The sequence below is a fragment of the Streptosporangium sp. NPDC050284 genome, from assembly GCF_044459525.1.
Taxonomy (GTDB): Bacteria; Actinomycetota; Actinomycetes; order Streptosporangiales; family Streptosporangiaceae; genus Streptosporangium.
This window is the reverse complement of record NZ_JBITIZ010000023.1, coordinates 79,861-96,158: the sequence shown is the minus strand read 5'-3', so window position 1 is coordinate 96,158 and position 16,298 is coordinate 79,861. Positions and strand designations below refer to the sequence as shown.

Here is a 16,298-nt window from a genome sequence, read left to right as displayed (position 1 = left end):
CAGGACCCGTCGCGCAGGCTGCTGCTGACAGGGATTGACGGCATACCGTGGAGGAATGAGATGTCTGAGCAAGCGAGACGGGGGCGCGCGGTGAGGTGGGCGGTGCCGGTCGCCGCGATCGCGGTGGTCGCCGGAGCCATCGGAGCCGGACCGGTCATCGCCGCCGTCCAGGGGGACCCCGCGCTGCCCGAGCGCACCGCCGAGCAGCTGCTGGCCGACGCCGTCCAGGCGAGCCAGGCCGGGCTCAAACCCATGTCGGGCACCGTCGTGCAGACCGCCTCACTCGGGTTGCCGGGGCTGCCCGATGTGGCGGGCATGGGCGGATCCTCGCCCGCGGGCCTGCTCGCGGGCTCGCACGAGCTCAAAGTCTGGTACGGCGGTGAGGACAAGGTCCGCTTCGCCCTTCCGGGGCGGATGAGCGAGACCAACCTGATCGTCAACGGCGACCAGGTGTGGATGTGGCAGAGCGACGCGAACAAGGCCACCCGTATCAAGGTGGGGGAGGCGAAAGACGCCGAGGGCCTCGGGCACGGGGGGCCGGCCGACGGCGCCGCACGTAGGGCGCTGCCCACGGCGACCACACCGCAGCAGTTCGTCCAGCAGCTGCTGGAGAAGGCCGGGGACGACACCGCGATCAGCGTGACCAACACCGAGAAGGTCGCCGACCGTGCGGCCTACCAGCTCGTCCTCGCGCCCAAGGACACCTCGTCCCTGGTCAAGGAGGTCAAGGTGGCGCTGGACGGGGAGACCTTCGTCCCGCTGCGGATCCAGGTGTACGCCAGGAACGCCGCCGAGCCCGCCTTCGAGGTCGGCTTCACCTCGGTCACCTTCTCCCCGCCCGCCGCGGAGAACTTCGCCTTCACCCCGCCCGCGGGCGCCAAGGTCGAGGAGACGTCGCTCGGCGAGCTCGCCGAGGAGCGCGGGCGACAGGGAGAGAAGCTCAGGGAAGGTGAGGAGATCAAGAACAAGGCCGAGATCGTCGGCGAAGGCTGGACCACGATCGCGGTGATCCCCGCCTCCGAGATGCGGAAGCTGACCTCGGCACCACAGGGCGAGGCCTCGCGAGACGCGGTCGGACAGGACGCCGATGCGATCACCGACGCCATGCTGAAGTCGGCCAAGCCGATCAGCGGCACGTGGGGCAGCGGCAAGGTCGTCCAGACCAAGCTGGTCTCCGCGCTGCTGACCGACGACGGCCGCCTGCTGGTCGGTGCCGTCACCCCGGAGAAGCTGTCCGAGGCGGCCGGTCGGAAGTGAACACGATGCCGGGAGTCAGGTGTCCGCGCCCGGCTCCCGGCGGGCGTCCTCCGATTCCCCGTGCGGGATCAGGGGGCGTGAACCGGACGCCCTCCGGACCACGCGGGCGTTCGGGAAAGCAAGCGGATCCATCACGTTCGTGGGTGCTCGTGAATGTCCGGGGCGTGAGATGAGGCGGGACGGCCGCGCGGCCGTCCCGCGACCGACGAGCAGTGGGGGAGAAGTGCCGATCGTCCAGAACGCGAGGAACGGCGGGGACGGTGAGAACCGGAGCGGCGAGGCCTCGGAGAGCGGAGCCGGCGAGGTCAGGGACGGCGGGGTGGCCGGGGGCACCGTGCTGATGGCCGAGAGACCGGTGCCGGGTCCCGCCGCGGACGGGGATCTCGCCATCGTCACCAGCGGGCTGACCAAGCGCTTCGGAAGCGGTCAGGTGGCCGTGGACGCCCTCGACCTGGCCGTACCCAGCGGGTCGGTGTTCGGTTTCCTCGGCCCCAACGGCTCGGGAAAGACCACCACGATTCGTATGCTGCTCGGCCTGGTGGCCCCGACGGCGGGGGAGTGGCGGTTGCTCGGCGCGCCGATGCCCTCGGGGGCGGGCGGCGTGCTGCCGAGAGTGGGCGCACTCGTCGAGGGGCCGGCCTTCTACCCCTACCTGTCGGGCGAGGCCAACCTGCGCCGCTACGACGCCGCCGACCCCTCCGCGGACCCGCGCACGGTCTCGGCCAGGATCGGGCACGCGCTGGAACGGGTGGGCCTCGCCGCCGCGGCGGGCAAGCGCTACCGCGCCTACTCGCTCGGCATGCGCCAGCGGCTTGCCATCGCCGCCGCGCTGCTCGGCCCGAGGGAGTTGCTCATCCTCGACGAGCCGACCAACGGCCTGGACCCGCAGGGCACCCGTGAGGTGCGTGGCCTGGTCAAGGAGATCGCCACCGAGGGGACGACGGTGTTCGTCTCCTCCCACCTGCTGGCCGAGGTGGAGCAGATGTGCTCCCACATCGCCGTCATGCGAACCGGGCGGCTCGTCGCCCAGGGATCCATCGCCGATCTGCGCGCGCAGGAGACGGTGAGGATCCGGGTGGAGACCCCCGACACCGTCGAGGCGGCGGCCGTGCTGGCGGGGCTCGGCCTGGCGGAGATCCGCCTCGGCGACGGTGAGGTCAGCGCCGCGCTGGGGGGCGGCGCGGCGGAGCTGGTGTGCGCAGCCCTGGTCGCCGAAGGCGTCGCCGTCCGCGGCCTCGCCGTCCAGCGACCGAGCCTTGAGGACATGTTCGTGGGCCTGACCGGGGAGGGATTCGATGTCGACGGTTAGCGGTGCCCCTCCGCTCGCGCGGGCGGTGGGCGCCCCCCGGGCGTGGCTGCGGCTGCTCGGCTCGGAGATCGGCCTGATCTTCCGGCGGCCGAGGAACATCACGATGCTCGCCGTGCTCGCCGTGATCCCGGTGCTGATCGGGATGGCGCTGCGGATGTTCAGCGGATCCATGGGGGGAGAGGGAGGCTCCGGAGGCGGATCGGCGATCTTCGAACAGGTCGCGGGGAACGGGCTCTTCCTCACCTTCGCCGCGTTCTCCGTGCTGGTCCAGCTGTTGCTGCCGGTCACCGTCGCGGTCGTCGCCGGTGACTCGATCGCGGGGGAGGCGGGGATCGGCACGCTGCGCTACCTGCTCGCGGCCCCGGCCGGCCGGACCCGCCTGCTGGCCGTCAAGTACGCCGGCGCGGTCGTCTTCTGCCTGGCCGCCGTCGCCGCGGTGGCGCTGTCCGCGCTGCTCGTCGGTCTGCTGCTGTTCCCCGCGGGGCCGATCACGCTGCTGTCGGGAGGGACGATCCCCTTCCTCGACGGCGTGCTGCGAATCGGTGTCGTGGCGCTGTACGTCACCACGGGCATGGCCGCGCTGGCCGCCGTCGCGCTGGCGCTGTCGACCTTCACCGAGGTGTCCGTCGGGGCCATCGCATCGGCCGTGGTCGTCGTCATCGTGTCCCAGCTGCTGGGGGTCATCCCGCAGCTGTCGGCGATCCAGCCCTACCTGCTCACCCATTGGTGGAGCGGCTTCGACGGTGTCCTGCGAGATCCGGTGGCCACCGGTGAGATGGGGCAGGGGCTGCTGGTCTTCGCCGCCTACATCGCCGTCTTCGGCTCCGTCGCCTGGGCGCGCTTCACCGGCAAGGACATCACCGCCTGATCCGCCTGATCTCGAACGGCGCCACCGCCTCCTCCGTGCCGGGGCCTGCGCCGGTTTCCGGGAAAGGTGTGGACGGGCGCGGCGGACGCGGAACGGCCCCGGGAAGCTCCTCTTCCCGGGGCCGTTCCGCGTGCGATCAGAAGACGATCACAAGGTGATCAAAGGATGTTCAGGAGGCGCGCCCGCGGCGCAGGCCGAGCGCACCGACCACGAGTCCGGCGATTCCGAGCACGAGCCCGGCCCCGCCGAGCAGGCGGGCGGTGCCGTCCGAGCCCTCGGCGGAGGCGGCGGCCGGGGCCACAGAAGGTGCCGATGCGGGGGCTGCGGTCGAGGGAGTGGCGGAGGCTGCGGCGTGGCCGTCTCCCTCGGCGGAGGCGGGCGTGAGCTTCAGCGTCGGGGCCGGGCGCTCGGGCTCGGAGCCGTCGGCCTTGGGCTCGTCCGCCCACTTCACGACCTCGCCGCCGCTGTAGGTCTGGGTGGTGGGGAAGACGAGCTGGTCGGTGTCGGTGGGCAGGGCTCCCATGGACACCTCGAACTCCTGGAACTGGCCGGGATCGATCTTCCCGCCCGACCAGGTGACCTTCGTGACCGCCTCGGTGAGCTCGCCGTACTCGGTGGTGACCGGTTTGGGCAGCTTGCCCTCGACCACCTTGACCTCCCAGCCGGGCACCGGCTTGACCGAGACGAACGCCAGCGGGTGGTCGGTGGGGAAGGTCACCTCGAGCTTGGTCGTCGAGGCGTCGTCGCGCTCGTTCGGGACCCGGAAGGCGACCTTGGTGAAACCGCCCTGCTGGGCGCTGCCGGGATTGATGGTGACGTGCGCGAGGGCGGGAAGGGCGAGGCCGAGGGTGAGCGCGGTGACACCGGCGGTGACGGCGGCGAGTCGACGGCAGGCATGCGTGAGCGACATGGGGGTTCTCCACTTCGGAGGTTCGGGTTTTCCTTGGTCGAGTCAGGCGGCGGGAAGTGGAGGACCGCGTCGGCTGACGAAGTGACGGAGGACGGCACGCGGGAGAACAGGCGTGACCGGGGCGTACGCGGGGCGTGGGGGAGAGGCGACGGCCGCCGGGGGCCGCAGCAGCGGGAACACGGCGCCGAGACGTCGACCGGCCGAACGGAGCAGCGCCCACAGGGCACTCTCACCGCGGGCCAGCCACCAGCCGGTGATGAGGGTCGCGGTGAGGTGCGCGACAAGCATGCCGAGACTCTCGCCCAGCCCTCTGACGTGCGGATGAGGAAGCGAGATCCCCGTGGCGTCACCGAGGGCGAACACCTCGTGCAGCGACAGCTGCAAGGTGGCGAGCCCGGCACCGATCGCCACCGCCGACCGCTCCCGTCCCGCGAGCAGCGCGGCCATCGCGGTGACCGCCGTGCCCGCCGCGGCCACCGCCCACGGCCCCGGCACCGAACCGCCCGCGGCCACGTGGCCGAGGACGGCGAGTGCCAGGCAGACGGCCGAGAAGGCGGCCGCGCGCATGAGGCGTAATGGGAGGCGAGCGCGCATGGTGACCCACATATTCTCACGTTCCGGGGCGTCTGCCGTTTTAGTGTTTTTGTCGCTATGGTTGCCGCGACCGTGACAGCTCCTTCGAGCCGAGGTGATGGCGATGCGGCACGTCGCTGGAGTGTTGGTCGGACTGGTCGTGTCGGCCGTGCTTCTCTTCGGTGCGGGCTGGGCCGTACAGGAGGCGGGGGTGAGCCTGGCGTCTGTTCCCCCGGCGGAGAGCGGTTCGAAGACCTGGATCGCCCTCGGGGTGATGGCCGGGATCGGTCTCCTGGTCGGTCTGGTGGTCGCCGGTCGTGTCTCCCCGATGGCGGCCTTCGTCCCGTCGATGGTCCTGCTCGCCTGGACCGTGGTCTACGCCCTGGACGTCAGGCGCGCCATGGGCCTGGTCCCGGACGATCCGACCTTCCACGAGGTGCTCCTGCAGGCCGGTCGCGGCATGGGCCTGTTGCTGACCAGCGGCGTCTACGCACTTCTCGGCATCCTGCTTTTCCTGCCGGTGCTGATGCCCTCCCGCTGGGCACCGCGGTTCCGGGACGACGAGGAGTACGAGGAGGACTACGAAGAGGTCCGATGAGCGTGACCCCTGTCACCGCCGGTGGTGCCCGGCCGAGCTGACCGTTTTCTCCTCGCCGCGGCCCTCCGCGCCGTCGTTCTTCTCGCCGGTGGTACTCCTGGCGGGAGGTGGGGCCTTCGACGCGTCGTCGAACGTGGCCTGCGGACCGTTCCCGCGCGGCCGCGCGTCCGACAGCGGTAGCCGCAGGACGAACCTCGCCCCTCGCGGCGAGTCCTCGATCAGCAGGGTTCCCCGATGGGCGTGGGCGATGTCGCGGGAGATGGCGAGGCCGAGCCCGCTGCCGCCGGAGTCGCGCAGACGCCCGTCGTCCAGGCGGGTGAAGCGTTCGAAGACGCGTTCGCGATCGGCGGGCGCGATGCCGGCGCCGTCGTCGACCACGGCCACGACGGCCTTGCCGTCCTCGACGCCGACGAAGACCTCGACGCGGCTGTCGGCGTGTCGTCGCGCGTTGCTCAGAAGGTTGCCCACCACCCGGATCAGCTGGATTCGGGAGCCGCGGACCCATACTCCGTCGGAGGCATGGACCCGTATCGGCATCCCGATGCCCTGGGCCGCCTCCTCCGTCACGAGGGCGCCGAGATCGATCGGCTCCTGAGGCGCAGGGTCGGCGGCGCGCAGCCTGGCCAGCTGCAGCAGGTCGTTCACGATCGCCTCCAGCCGGCCGCTGGTCGTGAGCGCGCTCCGGATGGTGTCGCGAGGATCGGTCTCGTTGGGATAGAGCAGTGCCTCCTCCAGCTGCACGCGCAGCCCGGTGATCGGGGTCCTGAGCTCGTGGGAGGCGGTGGAGGCGAAACGACGCTGCTGTTCCACGGCCTCCTCCAGCCGCGCCAGGGTCTGGTTGGCGGTGCGGGCGAGCAACGCGATCTCGTCCTCGCCCGGCGGGACGGGCACCCGCAGGCTCAGGTCGCTCACCGTGATCTCCGACATTCGCGCACGTATCGCCGCGACCGGCCGTAGCGTCCGGCCCACGACACACCAGGTCATCCAGGACGCCAGGGCGAGGAGAACGAGAAGACCCGCGCTGATGAAGTACTCCAGGTGGTTTTTCTGCAGGATCGCCGGCTCCCTGAGGCCCGCGTAGACGACGGGTGAGTCGGCCGCGGCGGAGACCCGAATGGCCATGACCATGAGGGAGCCCTCGGTCAGCTGCTGGAACCGGTCGTCGGGCGGAGGACGGAAGGAGCTCATCGGCGCCATGCCCATCGCTCCCGTGCTGGAGTTGACGACCACGCCGTGGGCGTTCACCACCTGGACGAGATCGACCGGAGCCGAGCCGGGGATCGGATCGGGAAGGGTGCCGATCCTCGCCATCGCGCTCCACTGGCTCGCGACCTGCTCGGCGTTGCCGAAGGCGTCGTCCTGGATCCGGTAGCGGATCGCCATGTCGATGCTCGCCCCCACCACGGAGAGGATGACGAGGAGCACCATCGTCGTGATGATCGTGTATCGCGCCTGAATCGAGCGCAGTCGTGATCCCTCCGCGTTTTTCATGACGACGCCGGCGCGGAGAGGCCGCCCAGCAGGTCCAGGGCGTGCGCGGACCGGGCGCGCAGGAACTCACCCAGGAGCTTGTCACTGTCCATGACATTTACGGTATGTCAGAAACTCTTTGACAAGGCGGCAGTATCACTCCCACGAAAGCTTCCCTTTCCCTGGGGAATCCCTGCTCAGAGCCGCTTTTGGTAGATCGTTCATGATGGCCGTCCGCCCTCGGGCCGATGATCGACCGACCGTTTCGCTCACCTCCGTCTGAGAGGTTTGTGGCTACGCGCAAGGGATTTCGGGGGAAAGGAGAGTGGCGGGTGCTGCCGGAAGGCCGGGTCCGCATACGGGGAGACCGTTCCGGTCAAGGGCGCTTCAAGCCCTCACCAGGAGCTGTCCCGCGACCCGCGGTGATCGCCCATTGTGTGACAAACATCACATTTAACTCGGCGGGACTTCGTAGTAGGCATCTCGGCCTCTGGCTTCGGTGTCCTGGCCGACGTCGAGGTGGTCGGAGAGTCGATGTCCGGAGGGTTTCGCCGGTCGCCTCCAGGCCGTTCCCGATCTCGTCGAACGCCGGTGTGACAGGGGTCACCGTCCCGGCCTCGGTGACGCCATGAGACGAGAGGGCGACGGAGGTCGACCGTCGAGCCGATCCCGATCAGGGTTGCAGGCATGATTACGGTCGGTGTGCGGATGTGACTTACGGGTGACGTGTACCTGCGTGATACATAGTTGTAATCTTCTCGATATGTTCAATCGCCGATAGAAGCCCATTCTGGGGGGAATGTCCTTTTTTGGAGGTCCCCCATGCACGACGAGATCGATATGGACGTCAGTCCGGCCTATCCCTTCAGCTGGCAGGCCGCAGCCCTTAACGTGATCATGCGTGGCACCTTCAAACCCATCTCCGACCTGCTGCTGAGGAACGACGTCGGCTTCGCCGCGGCCTCCCGCATCGTCGCGCTGGCGGGCAGGGTGCCGTTCCGCCTGCCCGTCCACGTCACCGTCACACCCGACGAGGCGGGACCGTGCCCGGGAGAGTGGGTACGCGCCGGGGAGGAACTCGACGAGGACAAGGTCCTGCTCTACTTCCACGGCGGAGGTTACTTCGCCTGCTCCCCGGTGACCCACCGGCCGATCACCTGGCGCCTGGCGGCCGCGACCCGGCGCCCGGTACTGGCCGTCGACTACCGCCAGGGTCCCGTCCACAGGCCGGCCGAGGCCCTTGAGGACGCGATCGCCGCCTACCAATGTCTCCTGGAGAACGGGTACGACCCCGCCGACGTCGTCTTCAGCGGGGATTCCGCCGGAGGCCACCTCACCCTCGCCACGCTCCTGGCGCTCCGAGACCGGGAGATGCCGCTGCCGTCCGCCGCCGTGTGTCTCTCCCCGTGGACCGATCTCACCGGCGCGCCCCGCAGGGTCAACCGGCTGCTCGACCCGATGATCCCGGCCGGTCGCGTCGACTGGCTCGCCCGCCGCTGGACCGCGGGCCTCGACCCCCACGACCCCCTGCTCTCCCCGGTCCTCGGCGACTACACCGGCCTGCCCCCGCTGATGGTCGTCACCGGCTCCACCGAGGTCCTGCGCGACGAGGGACGCCGCGTGGCCGAGCGGGCCCGCACCGCAGGGGTGCCGGTCACGTACGAGGAGTGGCCCCGCATGCCGCACGTCTTCCCCATCCTCGCCGACGTCGTCCCCGAGGCCCGCGAGGTGTATCCGCACATCGCCCGCTTCCTCGCCGCGGCCCAGGACCTCCCGCCCGTCCATGAAGGCTCGAAGCGGAGCCGCGCGATGCCGGACCTGACCGCGTCGGACCTGACCGCGTCGGATCTCTCCGTACCGGATCTTCTCCCGTCGGGGCTTTCCGTTCCCGACCTTTCCGGGTCGGATCTCACTCCGGAGGACACCGGTCCGGCGCTCCGCAAGCGTCCCGGGCGCCCCGGATCCGCCGCCGCCTGAGACGCGGCGCCCGCGACAGGCCTCGGGCCTTCCGCGCTGGTCACGCCGTTCCACCACGTCCCAAGGGCATCCCTCACACCACGGATTTCTTACCCTGAGGGATCATTCGCCTTACCTCTCATACCCCTTCTGGCCGGTCGGGGGCGAAGGACGCTCGAATCCCGCCACAGTGTGCTTGCCGGTAGCCCGCGCACGAGAGGCTCAACGAGGATGGCACGTGGGGGAGCAGGTTCTGTGAACGGCATGCCGACCGGTGTGCGGCCGCTGACCGTCGGGGACCCGGTCAGTATCGGCCGCTACCTTCTGCTCGGCCGCCTCGGAGTGGGTGGGATGGGCATCGTCTATCTGGCCGAGCATCCGCAGGGCGGGGTGGTGGCGCTCAAGACGCCGCACCCGGTGCATCTCAACGATGCCACGCTCCGCGCCCGTTTCGCCGAAGAAGTGCGATTCTCCCGAAGAGTGGTGCCTTTCTGCACCGCCGCGGTGATCGAGGACGGTATCGACGGGAACCGTCCCTACCTGGTGTCGGAGTACGTTCCCGGCCCCGCGCTCTCCCAGGTGGTCTCCGCGTACGGCCCCCTCACCCCCGACCTGGCGTACGGCGTCGCCCTGGGGGTGGCCGCCGCGCTGGTGGCGGTGCATGAGGCGGGGCTGGTCCACCGCGACCTCAAGCCCGGCAACGTGCTGCTGTCGGACACCGGTCCCCGGGTGATCGACTTCGGTATCGCGAGGGACGTCGACGTGCTCGCCGCGCACACGCAGGCCGGGCAGGTCATGGGCAGCCCCGGCTGGGTCGCCCCCGAGCGGCTCACCGGAGGGCTCGCGATGCCCGCCTCCGACGTCTTCGCCTGGGGCTGCCTGATCGCCTACGCGGCCGGCGGCCACCACCCCTTCGGCGCGGGGGAGGCGGACACGCTGACCCGGCGCATCCTGGTCGAGCCGCCGAGGGTGGCCTCGGTGCCCGCCCTGTTGCGCCCTGCCGTCGAGGCGTCCCTGGTCAAGAACCCCGCAGAACGACCCGGTGCGGCCGACCTGCTCGGAGCGCTGCTCGCCGCGGGCGGCGTGGGCGATCCCTGGGATCTGCGGGAGGCGGTCGCGGAGGTGCTGGCGGAGATCTGGACACCGGTGCCCTACACCCCGGGAACCGGGAGGGTACGGCTTGAGGCCCCGCCATCACCGCCATCGCCGCCGTCGCCGTCGCGTCTGTCGCACGCGTTCGCCCAGTCCTCCCCTCCCTCGCGCCTGCATGACGAGCCCTCGGTCCCGGTGGAGATCTCCGGCAAGGGGGCCCGCAGAGCCGCGCGCAAGGGTGCGCACCTGTCGCAGGCCGGCTTCGCGGCGCTGGCCACGGTCTCCATGGCGGCGGTCACCGTGGCCGCGGCGACCGGTGGCGGCGGGTCGGGTTCGGACGGCGGTTCCGATGTCCCCGAGTCGGTGCCGCTGGTTCTCCCCGCCGAGGGCACTCCCTCGGGTTCCATCTTCCGTGCCGCCACCCGTCCGCCCTCCGGCACGTCGCTGGAGCGGACGCCGACCACCCCCTCCACTGTGGAGATCACCACCACCAGGACCGTCTCACTGCCCACCACGAGCTATGACGGCAGCGACGGACGGCAGGAGCCGGCGCCCGAACGGCCTCGCGGCCCCGGTGGCTCCGGCGACTCGCCCGACGACGGTGACGACCCGCGTGACTGCGCGGACGCGACCGCCAGGGGCAAGGGCAGGGCGAGGGACTGCCCGACGGCCTCGGACGATCCCAGACCCTCGGGCGGCACTAGACCCTCGGGCGGCACCAGGCCCTCCTTCACCCAGATCCCGCAGACGGGCGACGGTGAGAGCCCGATCCCGACCCCCACCGTCCCCGCCCCCTCGGGGACGACCATCACCCCGCACCCCACCCCGGGCCCGTCCATACAGATGGGCTGAGACCTGCTTTGCAGGCGATGTACGGGGAGGTATCGGTGCATCGGTTAAAGTGAGCGCCGCGAATCGACGCGGAGGGGGATACCGATGGGCGGGCCTGTGTTCGGTGCGGTGGAGTTGAGCGGCGTCGGGGTCCGGGTGGTCGGCCGTACCCTGCTGGAGGGCGTCGACTGGCGGGTCGGATACGGAGAGCACTGGGTGGTGCTCGGCCCCAACGGGGCGGGGAAGACCACGCTGCTCTCGTTGGCCGCCGCCGTACGCCATCCCACCGAGGGGGCCGTCACCGTGCTCGGCCAGCGGCTGGGCCGGGTCGACCTTCGCGAGCTGCGCCGCCACATCGGTCTCGTCGCGGCCAGCCAGCGGCTCGTCGACGAGGAACTGCTGGAGGAGGAGGGGGCCACCGCCCACACCGTCGTGCTGACCGGCCACACCGGGACCAGTGCCCCGCTCTGGGACCGCTACGGCCCCGCCGAGCACGAACGCGCCCATCACCTGCTCGCCGACATGGGCTGCAAGGACCTCGCGGACCGGCCTTTCCGTGTCTGCTCCCAGGGAGAGCGTGCCCGCGTCCGCGTCGCCAGGGCGCTGATGTCCGAGCCGGTGATCCTGCTGCTCGACGAGCCGTTCGCCGGGCTGGACCTGCCCGCCCGCGAGGATCTGATCACCTCGGTGGAGGACCTGGCGGAGATCCGCCCGGCGCTGACCACGGTCACCGTCACCCACCACCTGGAGGAGGTCCCGGCCACCACGACCCACGCCCTGCTGATGCGCGACGCCCGCGTCCAGGTGGGCGGTCCGGTGGCGGAGATCCTGACCGCGGAGAACCTCTCGGAGTGCTTCGGGCGTCCGCTGCGCGTCGACCACTTCGACGGCCGCTGGGCCGCCCGCGCGGTACGCGGCGGGTACCGCGAGGGGTGATCTGCGGAAAAGCGGTGTTATGCGGGTGATCTTCCCGCTACGGTGTCACCCATGGCGACCAAGTTGAACCAGATCCTCGCCGTGGAGAAGGGCGTCAAGTCCGACACCCAGCGCAAGGTGACCGACGCTTACCACACGACCCAGAAGAACGCCCTGCTGTCGGGTCTCTCACGGACCTACCAGCCCATCGACGACGAGGGTGAGCAACTGCCCCCCGAGTCGACCCGGGTGCAGGTGCAGGGCGAGGATCTGCTCAAGCAGGTGGGCGCCGCGCTCACCCGGCTGTTCGACGTCACCGCCACCAAGGACTGGGCCAACTGCTCCGCGAGGGCCGACATCAAGGTCGACGGCTCCACCCTCCTGGAGGACGTGCCCGTCACCTACCTGCTGTTCCTGGAGAAGCAGCTGGTCGACCTGCACACCTTCATCGCCAAGCTGCCCGTCCTGGACGCCGCCGAGGCGTGGACGCTGGACCAGTCGACCGACTGCTGGCGGACCGAGCCGGTCAAGACGACCCGTACCAAGAAGGTGCCCCGCAACCACGTCAAGGCGGAGGCGACCGACAAGCATCCGGCCCAGGTCGAGGTCTACCACGAGGACATCGTCGTCGGCTTCTGGACCAAGGTCACCTTCTCGGGAGCCGTGCCCCAGAAGCGGGTGAACGAGCTCCTGGAGCGGGTCGGCAGGCTTCAGAACGCCGTGAAATTCGCCCGCGAGGAGGCGAACGGCACCGAGATCACCTACCAGCGCGTCGGCGAGAAGGTGCTGGGCTACGTTCTCGGGTAAGATCACAGGACTCCCCGTTGGAGCACGGGGATGCGCGAAAGCTGAAACTGAACCGTCAGACTGACACGCGGTCACAGTGGGGGTTCGAGTCCCTCTCCCGGCACCGTCGAGCCGGGATAGCCCAACAGGCAGAGGCAGCCGCTCACGCTCAGACTCTCGCTCCAGATTCAGCATTCGCCGCCGGGCGCCGGATCGAACGGATGCGGGCGACGAGGTCGAGTGCGGGTTCGAATCCCGCTGGGTGCTCCACATGCGCCTATAACTTAACGGCAGAGTGCGACCTCATCATGATGACCCGGATCCTTAAACGTGCCGGTGCCCCGATATGGCGGCACACTGGCCCTCGGGGAATGGATACTTCCCCGGGGGCCGCCGTCTTCCCCCGGACGCAGCCCTTGGCTCCACCCACGTCCCGGGGCGAGGCCCCGGACGGTCGGCGCGGGCGCGAAGAGGCCGGTCGGTGCGTAGGGTCGCGGGAAGGTCAGTCCTTCTTGCGCTGGCGGATCAGGCCCATGAACCCCGGACTGGGCTTGAACTTCGCCGTCCAGGTCTCCGCGATCTCCAGCGGCTCCCCGGTCTGCGGGTTGCGTCCGGTCCGTGCGGGCTTGTGCACGATCTCGAAGGACCCGAACCCGGGAATCGCCACCTTCTCCTCGGCCGCCACGGCCGTCTGGATCGTCCCCAGAATCGCGTCGAGAGCCGCGGCCGTCTGCCTCCGGGTGAGCCCGGCCTCGGCGGCGGCCTTCTCGATCAGCTCGCGCTTGTTCATGGAGACAGTTAACGCCATCACCACCCGGTGAATCGAGCCCCGTTCTCCACTCGCACCGGCCGCGAGAGCGGGATGCCCTCCGGTGAGCCGGACCACGAAGGCAACGCGCGCCCCTGTCGTCTGTTGCCGGGCTCGCCGCGCGGGTGCCCGCCGTTTCAGGCGGCGGGCACCCGTCCTCGTTCAGCGTTCGGGCTGGGCGGCCAGCCGTTCCGCCTCCGTGTGCAGTGCCTCGACGAGGATGAGCTCCATAAGGAGATCTTCGTCAACGAGGCCGATCAGAACATCCATCGAGCCTCCCTGACTACTTGACGTCCCAGTGGTCTCGGAAGTTGACAGGCGTACCGAACAAGACTCGGACCTGATCCGACTTCGATCGTCGGTATGCGCGGGGATCCGCCTAGGCCGGGACCAGCTCCGCCAGGTCGACGTGCTCTCCGACCTCGCGGATGCTCATGCAGTACGCCACCAGGACCCGCCGTCCGTCGATCCGGCGGGTGACCAGCAGACAGGGGCCGTCGCGGACCACGATCGCCTCAACCTCGATGCCCTGAGGGCTTCGCCAGATACCCATGAGCCCGAGGCTACGGAGAACCAGGTAAGAGCGGGGTAACCAAACAGGCATATCGTGATGCACAGTACGTATGCCGGGGATCTATCTGTATGTCCTCCGATGATTAACCGGGTTGCTTTGGGTAGCAGGACCCTGGAATTACCGTCATCAGGGAGAAAACACCATGGCTTTGCCCAAGCTCACCCCCGAACAGCGTCAGGCCGCCCTGGTCAAGGCCGCCGAGACCCGCACAGCTCGCGCCAAGCTTCTCGCCGAGGTCAAGAACGGCGCGCTCAGCCTGGAGCAACTGCTTGGCCGTGAGGACGACATCGCCAAGCGCATCAAGGTGTCCCAGGCCCTTCGAGCCCTGCCCGGGGTCGGAACGGTCAAGGCCGCGCAGCTGATGGAGCAGGCCGACGTGGACGAGGCACGCCGGCTGGGAGGTCTCGGTACCCAGCAGCGCCGCAAGCTCATCGAGGCCGTCGGCCGCTGAGATGCCCCCGACCGGCCGCCGCCCGCCGTTCCCATGAGGAGTACTCCCGGGAACGGCGGGCGGTCGAACGGGATACCCCGGGCCGCGGACCTGGAATGGGTGGGAGGACGGGAGGGCCCCGCCGCACGGACTCGGGGGAAGTCCGTGCGGCGGGGCCCTTTGGTCGACGACCTGGTCGTCGAGCCCGTCTCGGGGTGTCTCCCATGCCCTGGAGGTCGCCGGCGGCGGGCTCGGTTCGGAGAAGTCAGTGAGCCTCTGCGAACTGCTGCTCCTCCGTCGACCCCTTCAGGGCCGTGGTGGAGGAGTCCGGCGCGATGGCCGTGCTGACCAGGTCGAAGTATCCGGTGCCGACCTCGCGCTGATGGCGGGTGGCGGTGTAGCCGCGTGCCTCGGAGGCGAACTCTGCCTCCTGGAGTTCGACGTAGGAGGTCATGCCTTCCTCGGCGTACCCCCGGGCGAGGTCGAACATCGAGTGGTTCAGTGAGTGGAAGCCCGCCAGCGTGATGAACTGGAACTTGTAGCCCATGTGACCGAGTTCCCGCTGGAACTTGGCGATGGTGGAGTCGTCCAGGTGCTTTTTCCAGTTGAACGAGGGCGAGCAGTTGTAGGACAGCATCTGGTCGGGGTACTCGGCCTTGATCGCCTCGGCGAACTCGCGGGCCACGTCCAGGTCCGGGGTGGAGGTCTCCATCCAGAGCAGGTCGGAGTGGGGCGCGTAGGCCAGGCCGCGGGCGATGCAGGCGTCCACGCCGTTGCGGACCCGGTAGAAGCCCTCCGCGGTGCGGTCGCCGGTGGTGAACGCCTGGTCGCGGGGGTCGACGTCGGTGGTGAGCAGGGTCGCGGCCTGAGCGTCGGTCCGCGCGATGATCAGGGTCGGCACGCCCAGCACGTCCGCCGCGAGGCGGGCGGCGCTGAGGGTCTTGATGTGCTGGCCGGTGGGGATGAGCACCTTGCCGCCGAGATGGCCGCACTTCTTCTCCGAGGCGAGCTGGTCCTCCCAGTGCACTCCGGCGGCACCCGCGGTGATCATGCCCTTCATCAGCTCGAAGGCGTTCAGCACGCCTCCGAAGCCGGCCTCGGCGTCGGCCACGATCGGCGCGAGCCAGTGCGGCGCGTCCCGGTCGCCCTCCGACCAGGTGATCTGGTCGGCGCGCAGCAGCGCGTTGTTGATACGCCGCACGACGGCGGGGACCGAGTTGGCCGGGTAGAGGCTCTGGTCGGGGTAGGTCTGGCCGCCGAGGTTGGCGTCGGCGGCGACCTGCCAGCCGGACAGGTAGATGGCCTTGAGTCCGGCCTTGACCTGCTGCACGGCCTGGTTGCCGGTGAGCGCGCCCAGGGCGTGCACGTACTCCTCGGTGTTCAGCAGGTCCCACAGCCGCTCGGCGCCGAGCCGGGCGAGGGTGTGCTCCTCCTGGACGGAACCTCGGAGTCGAACCACGTCCTCGGCCGCGTAGGTCCGCTCGGTCCCCTTCCAGCGAGGGCTGGTCTCCCATTCGTGCCGCAGCTCGTCTGCGGCTCCCTTGAGGCGATCGTTCATCGGTGACTCCTTTTCGTCCCCTGGGTGGCCTACTTCGAGTGTGTGCTCCGACGAAACGGTCAAACAAGGTCGAGTCGGACGAAAGAATGGAAATTATTCTCCTGATATCAATACTTGTTGGTATTCAGGGGAGAAGAAGTTAATAGTTTTCTCTATGGACTAGACCAATTCTTGTGCCGGGATCGGGTGTGCGCGGGTCCCCGCCGGGGGTACACCCGAACTCCGGCGAGGGGGCTCGGTGATCGCGGTCGCCGGTTCCGGGCCGTCGCGAGGGCTTGATGATCGCGACTCCGGGTGGAGCCGATGTGAGGACGACTCCGGCGGCTCCGGGCGCGGGTGCGGCGATGTCCGCCCCGCGACCTG

The 16,298-nt window shown here is 69.7% G+C and carries 15 protein-coding genes and 1 tRNA gene; 10 read left to right on the top strand and 6 right to left on the bottom strand.

Annotation, left to right across the window (positions count from 1 at the left end):
- Positions 1–60: 60 nt before the first annotated feature.
- The 3 genes from ACIBH4_RS35810 to ACIBH4_RS35800 all read left to right on the top strand — a co-directional run bounded on the left by ACIBH4_RS35810 (position 61) and on the right by ACIBH4_RS35800 (position 3,434).
- Entirely contained in the window at positions 61–1,257 is a 1,197-nt protein-coding gene (locus ACIBH4_RS35810) for a DUF2092 domain-containing protein (RefSeq protein WP_362767980.1), read from the top strand.
- 223 nt (positions 1,258–1,480) lie between these two features.
- Positions 1,481–2,566, top strand: coding sequence for an ABC transporter ATP-binding protein (locus ACIBH4_RS35805; protein WP_362767983.1), 1,086 nt, complete (start codon positions 1,481–1,483; stop codon positions 2,564–2,566).
- Positions 2,553–3,434, top strand: coding sequence for an ABC transporter permease (locus tag ACIBH4_RS35800; protein WP_362767986.1), 882 nt, complete (start codon positions 2,553–2,555; stop codon positions 3,432–3,434). The genes ACIBH4_RS35805 and ACIBH4_RS35800 overlap by 14 nt, the downstream gene beginning before the upstream one ends.
- Positions 3,435–3,603: 169 nt before the next feature.
- Here the strand turns inward: ACIBH4_RS35800 and ACIBH4_RS35795 are convergent, their stop codons facing one another.
- Together ACIBH4_RS35795 and ACIBH4_RS35790 are read right to left on the bottom strand one after the other, a co-directional pair.
- Entirely contained in the window at positions 3,604–4,344 is a 741-nt protein-coding gene (locus ACIBH4_RS35795; protein ID WP_362506040.1) for a YcnI family protein, read from the bottom strand.
- A 42-nt stretch (positions 4,345–4,386) separates the two neighbouring features.
- Positions 4,387–4,938, bottom strand: coding sequence for an MFS transporter (locus ACIBH4_RS35790; RefSeq protein ID WP_362767989.1), 552 nt, complete (start codon positions 4,936–4,938; stop codon positions 4,387–4,389).
- Between the two features lie 103 nt (positions 4,939–5,041).
- Between ACIBH4_RS35790 and ACIBH4_RS35785 the strand changes: the two genes are divergently transcribed.
- Positions 5,042–5,515 (top strand): hypothetical protein, encoded by a 474-nt coding sequence (locus tag ACIBH4_RS35785; RefSeq protein WP_362506046.1) that lies wholly within the window; start codon positions 5,042–5,044, stop codon positions 5,513–5,515.
- A gap of 12 nt (positions 5,516–5,527) precedes the next feature.
- On the opposite strand, the gene ACIBH4_RS35780 is transcribed toward ACIBH4_RS35785, so the two are convergent.
- Positions 5,528–6,943 (bottom strand): HAMP domain-containing sensor histidine kinase, encoded by a 1,416-nt coding sequence (locus ACIBH4_RS35780; RefSeq protein ID WP_362767992.1) that lies wholly within the window; start codon positions 6,941–6,943, stop codon positions 5,528–5,530.
- 864 nt (positions 6,944–7,807) lie between these two features.
- On the opposite strand from ACIBH4_RS35780, the gene ACIBH4_RS35775 reads away from it, so the two are divergent.
- The 5 genes from ACIBH4_RS35775 to ACIBH4_RS35755 all read left to right on the top strand — a co-directional run bounded on the left by ACIBH4_RS35775 (position 7,808) and on the right by ACIBH4_RS35755 (position 12,835).
- A complete protein-coding gene (locus tag ACIBH4_RS35775; RefSeq protein ID WP_362767995.1) occupies positions 7,808–8,962 on the top strand; it encodes an alpha/beta hydrolase in 1,155 nt (384 codons plus the stop codon).
- Between the two features lie 243 nt (positions 8,963–9,205).
- Complete coding sequence (locus ACIBH4_RS35770) at positions 9,206–10,885, top strand: protein kinase (RefSeq protein ID WP_362768066.1); 1,680 nt, start codon at positions 9,206–9,208, stop codon at positions 10,883–10,885.
- A gap of 84 nt (positions 10,886–10,969) precedes the next feature.
- Positions 10,970–11,800: an ATP-binding cassette domain-containing protein gene (locus tag ACIBH4_RS35765; protein WP_362506055.1), complete on the top strand. Its 831-nt coding sequence runs from the start codon at positions 10,970–10,972 to the stop codon at positions 11,798–11,800.
- A gap of 51 nt (positions 11,801–11,851) precedes the next feature.
- On the top strand, positions 11,852–12,586 hold the full coding sequence (locus tag ACIBH4_RS35760) for a hypothetical protein (RefSeq protein WP_362767998.1): 735 nt from the start codon (positions 11,852–11,854) through the stop codon (positions 12,584–12,586).
- Between the two features lie 116 nt (positions 12,587–12,702).
- Positions 12,703–12,835 (top strand) — tRNA-OTHER (locus ACIBH4_RS35755).
- A gap of 232 nt (positions 12,836–13,067) precedes the next feature.
- Here ACIBH4_RS35755 and ACIBH4_RS35750 read toward each other — a convergent pair.
- Together ACIBH4_RS35750 and ACIBH4_RS35745 are read right to left on the bottom strand one after the other, a co-directional pair.
- Entirely contained in the window at positions 13,068–13,355 is a 288-nt protein-coding gene (locus ACIBH4_RS35750; protein WP_350949101.1) for an HU family DNA-binding protein, read from the bottom strand.
- Positions 13,356–13,752: 397 nt separating this feature from the next.
- A complete protein-coding gene (locus ACIBH4_RS35745; RefSeq protein WP_362506059.1) occupies positions 13,753–13,926 on the bottom strand; it encodes a hypothetical protein in 174 nt (57 codons plus the stop codon).
- Between the two features lie 163 nt (positions 13,927–14,089).
- Between ACIBH4_RS35745 and mihF the strand changes: the two genes are divergently transcribed.
- Complete coding sequence (gene mihF, locus ACIBH4_RS35740) at positions 14,090–14,398, top strand: integration host factor, actinobacterial type (protein WP_329083125.1); 309 nt, start codon at positions 14,090–14,092, stop codon at positions 14,396–14,398.
- A 244-nt stretch (positions 14,399–14,642) separates the two neighbouring features.
- Here the strand turns inward: mihF and aceA are convergent, their stop codons facing one another.
- Entirely contained in the window at positions 14,643–15,935 is a 1,293-nt protein-coding gene (gene aceA, locus ACIBH4_RS35735) for an isocitrate lyase (RefSeq protein WP_362506063.1), read from the bottom strand.
- Between the last annotated feature and the right edge of the window lie 363 nt (positions 15,936–16,298).

Excerpts from the sequence above, each read along its gene's own strand:
- ACIBH4_RS35810 (WP_362767980.1), top strand. The coding sequence starts at position 61 with ATGTCTGAGCAAGCGAGACGGGGGCGCGCGGTGAGGTGGGCGGTGCCG.
- ACIBH4_RS35800 (WP_362767986.1), top strand. The coding sequence starts at position 2,553 with ATGTCGACGGTTAGCGGTGCCCCTCCGCTCGCGCGGGCGGTGGGCGCC.
- ACIBH4_RS35795 (WP_362506040.1), bottom strand. The coding sequence starts at position 4,344 with ATGTCGCTCACGCATGCCTGCCGTCGACTCGCCGCCGTCACCGCCGGT.
- ACIBH4_RS35790 (WP_362767989.1), bottom strand. The coding sequence starts at position 4,938 with ATGCGCGCTCGCCTCCCATTACGCCTCATGCGCGCGGCCGCCTTCTCG.
- ACIBH4_RS35785 (WP_362506046.1), top strand. The coding sequence starts at position 5,042 with ATGCGGCACGTCGCTGGAGTGTTGGTCGGACTGGTCGTGTCGGCCGTG.
- ACIBH4_RS35780 (WP_362767992.1), bottom strand. The coding sequence starts at position 6,943 with ATGGTGCTCCTCGTCATCCTCTCCGTGGTGGGGGCGAGCATCGACATG.
- ACIBH4_RS35775 (WP_362767995.1), top strand. The coding sequence starts at position 7,808 with ATGCACGACGAGATCGATATGGACGTCAGTCCGGCCTATCCCTTCAGC.
- ACIBH4_RS35770 (WP_362768066.1), top strand. The coding sequence starts at position 9,206 with ATGCCGACCGGTGTGCGGCCGCTGACCGTCGGGGACCCGGTCAGTATC.
- ACIBH4_RS35765 (WP_362506055.1), top strand. The coding sequence starts at position 10,970 with ATGGGCGGGCCTGTGTTCGGTGCGGTGGAGTTGAGCGGCGTCGGGGTC.
- ACIBH4_RS35760 (WP_362767998.1), top strand. The coding sequence starts at position 11,852 with ATGGCGACCAAGTTGAACCAGATCCTCGCCGTGGAGAAGGGCGTCAAG.
- ACIBH4_RS35750 (WP_350949101.1), bottom strand. The coding sequence starts at position 13,355 with ATGAACAAGCGCGAGCTGATCGAGAAGGCCGCCGCCGAGGCCGGGCTC.
- ACIBH4_RS35745 (WP_362506059.1), bottom strand. The coding sequence starts at position 13,926 with ATGGGTATCTGGCGAAGCCCTCAGGGCATCGAGGTTGAGGCGATCGTG.
- mihF (WP_329083125.1), top strand. The coding sequence starts at position 14,090 with ATGGCTTTGCCCAAGCTCACCCCCGAACAGCGTCAGGCCGCCCTGGTC.
- aceA (WP_362506063.1), bottom strand. The coding sequence starts at position 15,935 with ATGAACGATCGCCTCAAGGGAGCCGCAGACGAGCTGCGGCACGAATGG.